This is a genomic window from Phytoactinopolyspora endophytica (assembly GCF_004138495.1).
Classification (GTDB): Bacteria; Actinomycetota; Actinomycetes; order Jiangellales; family Jiangellaceae; genus Phytoactinopolyspora; species Phytoactinopolyspora endophytica.
Genome location: NZ_ML142858.1, coordinates 169,452 through 175,794, shown reverse-complemented (window position 1 = coordinate 175,794; position 6,343 = coordinate 169,452). Strand labels below are relative to the sequence as shown.

The following is a 6,343-nucleotide window of genomic DNA, read 5'->3' as shown; positions in this document are numbered from 1 at the left end:
CCTCTCGACGGTCGCCACTACCGAGGTCGACGGCCGGCCGGTGGCGGTGACGGGTGCCGACGGCGTGGACCGCTCGGTGCGGATGTGGGACCTCGCCACCGGCGACCAGGTCGGTGACGATCTCGGTTCACACAAAGATGTCGAAGCCGTCGCCACCGGCCTGATCGACGGCGGGCCGGTAGCGGTGACCACCGGAGATGACCGACTGCTGCGCGTGTGGGACCTGGCTGCGCGTGAGCAGATCGGCGCCGCGGTCGACACCTGGCACCGGGAATGGGTACGAGCAGTGGCGATGGGCGACGTCGATGGCACCCCTGTCGCGGTCACCGGCAGCGACGACGGCGCCCTTCGGCTGTTCGACCTTGCCGGCCTCGAGCAAATCGGCGACCCGCTGGAAGGGCACACCGGCCCCGTCCGCTCGGTCGCCGCGGGCGAGGTCGGTGGAGTTCCGATCGCCGTGTCGGCCGGCGAACAGGAGATCCGTGTGTGGAACCTGGAGAACCACGAGCAGATCGGTGATCCGTTCATCGCTCACCTCGGCAAGGTCAACACCGTCGCCCTGGGCGAGCTCGACGGCGCCCCCATCGCGGTATCGGCCGGCGAACACGGCGCCCTGCACCGGTGGGATCTGACACCGATCGGAGAGCTCCGTTGACCGCGCCTCCGCCTCCGCCGCCGCAGCAGCCACCGCCGCCCCCGCCGCAGGAACAGCCACCGCCACCGCCGCCTCCGGAAAGTGGCCCGCGGATGGTCGACGTGCCGATCTGGGCCCTGCTCACGTCGGCGGTGGTCATCCTGCTGACCGGCGTCCTGACGATCGTCGTCGTCGCCACCGAGGGCGACGACGGCACAGGCGGCGACACCACGACGGGCTTACCGGCGCCGAGCGCATCACCGCCGCCGACATCGGAACCCGTCGACGACGCCCCGGATGAGTCTCCGGCCACGCCGCCGGACACGTCACCGGAGGATTCGCCGGACGAACCGGATAAGGACACGCGGCCGCCGTTCGGCACCCACATCGACGATTTCCCGGGCCACGGCGGCCGGTTCGCCATCGTTCCAGGCGAGCAGCCCTGGCTCTTGCACGCCAACGTCGACACCGACCTGGTGCCATGGGATCCCGCGGAAGGTTTCGAGATCGGCCCGCCGCTCTCCGGCCACACCAGTGACGTGACCGCGATCGCGATCGGCGAGCTGGACGGCACGCCGGTCGCCGTCTCCGGCGACTACGACGGAGCGGTGCGACTGTGGGACCTCGGTGCGCATGACCAGGTGGGAGACCCGTTCAACGTGCACCCCGAGGGAGTCACCGCCGTCGCCGCCGGCGTGCTGGACGGCCGCGCGATCGCCGTCTCGGCCGGGTTCGACGGACTTCTGCGTGTCTGGGATCTGGAGAGCCGGGACCAGGTGGGGACAACGCTCAGCGGGCATGACGGCGAGGTCTACGCCGTCCAGCTCGTCGAACTGGACGGCCGCACCGTAGCCGTCTCCGCCGGCGAGGACAGCACCGTACGCAGGTGGGACCTCGACACCGGAGAGCAGATCGGCGATCCGCTGGCCGGCCATGCCGCCGAGGTACTCACCGTCGCCGTCGGCGAACTGGACGGCCGACCGGTCGCCGTCACCGGCAGCAACGACCGCATGGTCCGGGTCTGGGATCTCACCGACGGCGAACCGGTCGGTACACCGCTGCAGGGCCACGGCGCAGCCGTGACGACGGTGGCCGTCGGTGAGGTGGACGGCGTGCCACTCGCGGTCTCCGGCAGCCACGACGGTGACCGCTCCGTCCGGGCATGGAATCTGGATACGTTCCAGCACATCGGCGACGAGCCGCTGACCAGCCACAGCTTTTGGGTCCGAACCGTGGCGTTGACCGAACTCGACGGCGTCCCCGTCGTCGTCTCGGCTGGACTGGCCATGGAGGTCACCAGCGTCGCCGCGCCGCTCTGAGCCCGGACCCGCTTGTTGAGTGTCAGTTGCGTCAACGGCCGTCGCAACGACCTCTATCCGCTACTGACACTCAACAAGCACGGCGAAGGGGTGGCCAGCTTGTGAATCATTTTCGCCTAGGGCGGGTTTCGCCCTTCTATTGACTTGTCATTTTCGCTTCCGGCAGGATGATCGTCACCTTGCCCACACCGCTACCGCGACGCCGCGGTGCCCAGCGGCCGGTGTTCTGGAGGCCACATGCGACGATCCCGCCCCCGACGTCCATCGCTCACCACAAGCCTGGCCGGTGTCGCCGGACTGACCGGCCTGGCCGTGCTCGCCTCGGTCACCGTTCTCCCGTCTGGCGCGACGCCGGTCCCCAACGGCGACGACCGGCTACGCCAGTACGAGGCCGCTGCCGAGGAGTACGGCGTGCCCGAATCGGTTCTGCTCGGCGTCTCCTACCTGGAATCCCGATGGGACGTGAACGGCGGCTCGCCCAGCACCAGCGGCGGGTTCGGACCGATGCACCTCACCGACGCCGAGTACGTCGCCGGCTTGCCCGCCGGCGGCCACCACCACGGAACCGACGAGGACCCGCGCGGCGACGATGCACGCGACACGCTGACCGTGACCCACCCCGACGTCGACCCGCCCGATGAGGAATCGCTGCAGACGCTCGACGCCGCGGCGGCGCTCACCGGCGCGCCCGAGGCCGAGCTGCGGAGTGACCCGGCCGCCAACATCCGCGGTGGCGCCGCTCTGCTCGCCCGGTACCAGCGCGATCTGGGTGCGCCGCTGGGCAGCTACACCGATCCGGCCGACTGGTACGGCGCCGTGGCCCGGTACAGCGGCTCCGACACCACAGACGCCGCCCGGTTCTTCGCGGACGAGGTCTACGCCACCATCCGCGCAGGCGCCGAACGCGTCACCGACGACGGCCAGCTGGTCACCCTCGCCGCCCACCGTGGCCTGGAACCGGACCGCTCCTGGATCGAGGCCCTCGGCCTGGACGACACGGACCGGCCGGACGAGATCGAGTGTCCGCGCGCGCTCTCCTGCGAGTGGCTGCCGGCCCCTTACGAGCTGCGTGGGGACGGCACCAACGTGAACAGTTACGGCAACCACGATCTGGGCAACCGGCCGGAGCAGCAGAAGATCGAGTACATCATCATCCACGACGCCGAGGGCTACTTCGGCCCCACCACCGAGCTGGCCCAGGACAAGAACTGGGTGAGCTGGCACTACACGCTGCGTTCCTCGGACGGGCACATCGCCCAGCACCTGGAGTCGAAGAACGTCGGCTGGCACGCGGGCAACTGGTTCGTCAACGCCAAGTCGATCGGCCTGGAACACGAGGGGTTCGCGGCGCAGGGCAGCTGGTACACCGAGGCGATGTACCGGACGTCGGCCAAGCTGGTCCGCCACCTGGCCGAGAAGTTCGACATCCCGATCGACCGCGAGCACATCATCGGGCACGACAACATCCCCGGCATCACGCCGGACTATGTGGCCGGAATGCACTGGGACCCGGGACCGTACTGGGACTGGTCGCACTACTTCGACCTCATGGGCGCGCCGGCCCGCTCGACCGGGACCCCGCGGACCGGTCTGGTCACCATGGATCCGGACTTCGCCGCCAACCAGCCCGCGTTCACCGGCTGCGAGGAACGTGGCGTGCCGTGTCCGGAGCGCGGCTCGTCGGCGGTGATCCTGCACAGCGAGCCGAGCCACGACGCGCCGCTGGTGACCGATGTCGGCTTGCACCCGGACGGATCGCCGTCCACCATGCACATCTCCGACCACGGCGCCCGGGCCTCAGCCGGGCAGACCTACGCCATCGCGGACCACGACGGCGACTGGACGGCAATCTGGTACCTGGGTCAGAAGGCCTGGTTCCACAACCCCGCCGACACACCGGCGGCGGTGTGGTCCCGGGGCCTGGTCGTCACGCCGAAGGAGGGCCTGGATTCCGTCCCGGTCTACGGCCGGGCATACCCGGAGCCGGCGGCCTTCCCGGAAGGCGTCCCGGTCCAACCGATCGTGCCGTTGCAGTACGAGCTGCCGGCCGGCCAGCGCTACGCGGCCGGGCCGACGTTGCAGGGCGAGTACTACCGGGCCACCACGTATGACGGCTCGTCCCCCGGCGATTGGACGGTGATCAGCGGCGACATGGAGTACGTCCAGATCCAGTTCGGCCACCGGGTGATGTTCGTCGACGCCGACGACGTGGACGTCCGCCCGGCCAACCGCGACGCTCCCCGTCCCTGATACACCGGGCGGCGTGGTTGCTGCTTGTTGAGTGTCAGTTGCGTCAAACGACCCGTTGGCGGGTCCTATGCGGCACTGGCACTCAACAAGCAGGCCCGGGCCCAGCGATGATCATAAGGCGATGCTCCAGGCGATGCCGTCGAGGATGTCCCGCTCACTCACCAGCACCTCGTCGACGCCGCTGTGCTCGACGAGCCGGCGCAGTATGAGCGAACCGGCTGCGATCACATCCAGCCGCCCTGGATGGATCACCGAGATCGCAGCTCGCTCGTCGTGTGTCGCTGCCAGCAGCCGATCACTGATCTCCGCCACGGCTCTGGCCGGTACGCGGGCATGGTGCACCAGTGACGAGTCGTAGGCCGTCAGGCCCAGATGAATCGCGCCGATCGTGGTGATCGTCCCCGCAAGGCCGATCAGCGTCCCCGCCTCCCCCAACGGCACGGTCGCCGCGGCGTCGTCCAGTGCCGCGTCGATGTCGGACCGGGCGGCGGCGACCTCGTCCGGCGACGGCGGGTCTTGGGCGAAGTGCCGCTCCGTGACCCGCACTGACCCGATATCGATGCTCCGGGCGGCGTCAAGACCGGCCCAGCCGGACACCAGTTCCGTCGAGCCTCCGCCGATGTCGGCCACCAGGTAAGGTCCTGGACGCTCCGTCCCCAGCTCACGCGTCGCACCGGCGAAGGACAGCGCGGCTTCGTCGTCGCCGGTCACCACCTCAGGATCGACGCCGAGAATCCTCTGGACGCCGTCGACGAACTCCTGCGCGTTCGACGCGTCCCGGGTCGCACTGGTCGCCACCATCCGGACCTGTTCCGCACCCAGCCGCTCAATGATCTCGACGTATTCAGTCAGAGCAGTCATGGTCCGCTCCAGTGCCTCGTCGGCTAGCCGTCCGCTCGAGTCCACCCCCTGCCCCAACCGGACGATGCGCAGCTGTCTGTCCAGGTCATGTTGTCCGCCCGCGGCCGCGTCGATCTCGGCGATCAGCAGCCGGATCGAGTTCGTCCCGCAGTCGACGGCCGCCACACGGCTCACGCGTTCTCTCCCTCGCTCCGATATCCCGCATCGAGCACCCCTCTGACCGGCGAGCCGTCACGCCTGGCCATCGGATCATGCCCCGAGGCTGGGCACTTCCGGTTGATCATTCCGGTCGCCACGCACACGTCGCAGACGTCCAGGGCTTCTCCTCCAGCTGGGCCATACGGCCCAAAGTCTCGTCGCCCAGCGGGTTCACGCCCCGGCCGACGGCCAGGCTGTGCGCAACCAGAACGTGCAGGCATTTCACCCTCTCGGGCATGCCCCCCGCGGATACGCCCTCGATCTCCTCGACGTGCTCGATACGCTCACGACGGCCCAGGTAGTCCTCATGCGCCAGCCGATATCCGGCGGCCAGCGCATCGTCTTCCGTCAGCCGCGCGCTCATCTCGTTCATCACGCCCAGTGACTCCAGCGTCGACGCGGCGGCCATCGCGCGAGGGCAAGTCAGGTAGTACAGCGTCGGAAACGGCGTGCCATCCGGAAGTCTCGGCTCGGTCTCCACCACAGTCGGATGCCCATCCAGACAGCGATGCATCACCGCCCGCACCCCCCGCAGCGGCCGTCCTAGCTGCTGCCGCAGAACGTCCAGGTCACCATCAGACACGGTCAGGGTCACCACCGACCACCGTTCTCTCCTCGTCCGTCCAACCCGCTCACGAGGAGGTGGGGAGGGAGAATTCCCGTCCAGGGTTCGGCTCGGGCATCGGCGAGGACGAGCTCCAGCGAGGACGAGACCGCGGGCGGGGACGGGAATTCTCCCTCCCGGCCGACTCGTGCCCTCATGGCAGCTCTTCCTCGGGGATCTCGTCTGCCGCCTGCACCGAACTCCATAGCCGCTCGTGCCATTCGCCGTCGCCCGCGGGAGGCAGGCCCTCCGGCCCGGTCTCTTCCTCGGCTTCCTCTTCTTCGGAGACGACGACGTAGCCCTCCTCGCCAGGCATCACATAGTGCAACCGCTCGCGCGCCTGGGATGCCACGTATGCCGGGTCCTCCCACAGTTCCAGCTCTGTCTCCAGCTCATCCACCTGGTCCCGCAGCTCCTCGGCTTCCTGCTCGAGGGCGTTCCGCTCGCTGTGCTGCTCATACCAGGTACGCAACGGGT

The 6,343-nt window shown here is 69.1% G+C and carries 6 protein-coding genes; 3 read left to right on the top strand and 3 right to left on the bottom strand.

Annotated elements, in window-relative coordinates; translation table 11 throughout:
* The 3 genes from ELR45_RS19795 to ELR45_RS19785 form a co-directional block, all read left to right on the top strand.
* A partial coding sequence (locus ELR45_RS19795; RefSeq protein ID WP_205856907.1) for a WD40 repeat domain-containing protein occupies nucleotides 1–655 on the top strand: 655 nt, incomplete at its 5' end.
* Nucleotides 656–747: 92 nt separating this feature from the next.
* Nucleotides 748–1,953, top strand: coding sequence for a WD40 repeat domain-containing protein (locus tag ELR45_RS19790; protein ID WP_205856906.1), 1,206 nt, complete (start codon nucleotides 748–750; stop codon nucleotides 1,951–1,953).
* Between the two features lie 237 nt (nucleotides 1,954–2,190).
* A complete protein-coding gene (locus ELR45_RS19785) occupies nucleotides 2,191–4,203 on the top strand; it encodes an N-acetylmuramoyl-L-alanine amidase (protein WP_129667897.1) in 2,013 nt (670 codons plus the stop codon).
* A gap of 111 nt (nucleotides 4,204–4,314) precedes the next feature.
* Here the strand turns inward: ELR45_RS19785 and ELR45_RS19780 are convergent, their stop codons facing one another.
* The 3 genes from ELR45_RS19780 to ELR45_RS19770 all read right to left on the bottom strand — a co-directional run.
* A complete protein-coding gene (locus ELR45_RS19780; protein WP_129667896.1) occupies nucleotides 4,315–5,238 on the bottom strand; it encodes a Ppx/GppA phosphatase family protein in 924 nt (307 codons plus the stop codon).
* A gap of 106 nt (nucleotides 5,239–5,344) precedes the next feature.
* Nucleotides 5,345–5,860, bottom strand: coding sequence for a DUF501 domain-containing protein (locus tag ELR45_RS19775; RefSeq protein WP_420813911.1), 516 nt, complete (start codon nucleotides 5,858–5,860; stop codon nucleotides 5,345–5,347).
* A gap of 160 nt (nucleotides 5,861–6,020) precedes the next feature.
* A partial coding sequence (locus ELR45_RS19770) for a septum formation initiator family protein (protein ID WP_205856905.1) occupies nucleotides 6,021–6,343 on the bottom strand: 323 nt, incomplete at its 5' end.

Bases quoted from the DNA above. Each gene is read 5' to 3' on its own strand.
- ELR45_RS19790 (WP_205856906.1), top strand. From the start codon at position 748: ATGGTCGACGTGCCGATCTGGGCCCTGCTCACGTCGGCGGTGGTCATC.
- ELR45_RS19785 (WP_129667897.1), top strand. From the start codon at position 2,191: ATGCGACGATCCCGCCCCCGACGTCCATCGCTCACCACAAGCCTGGCC.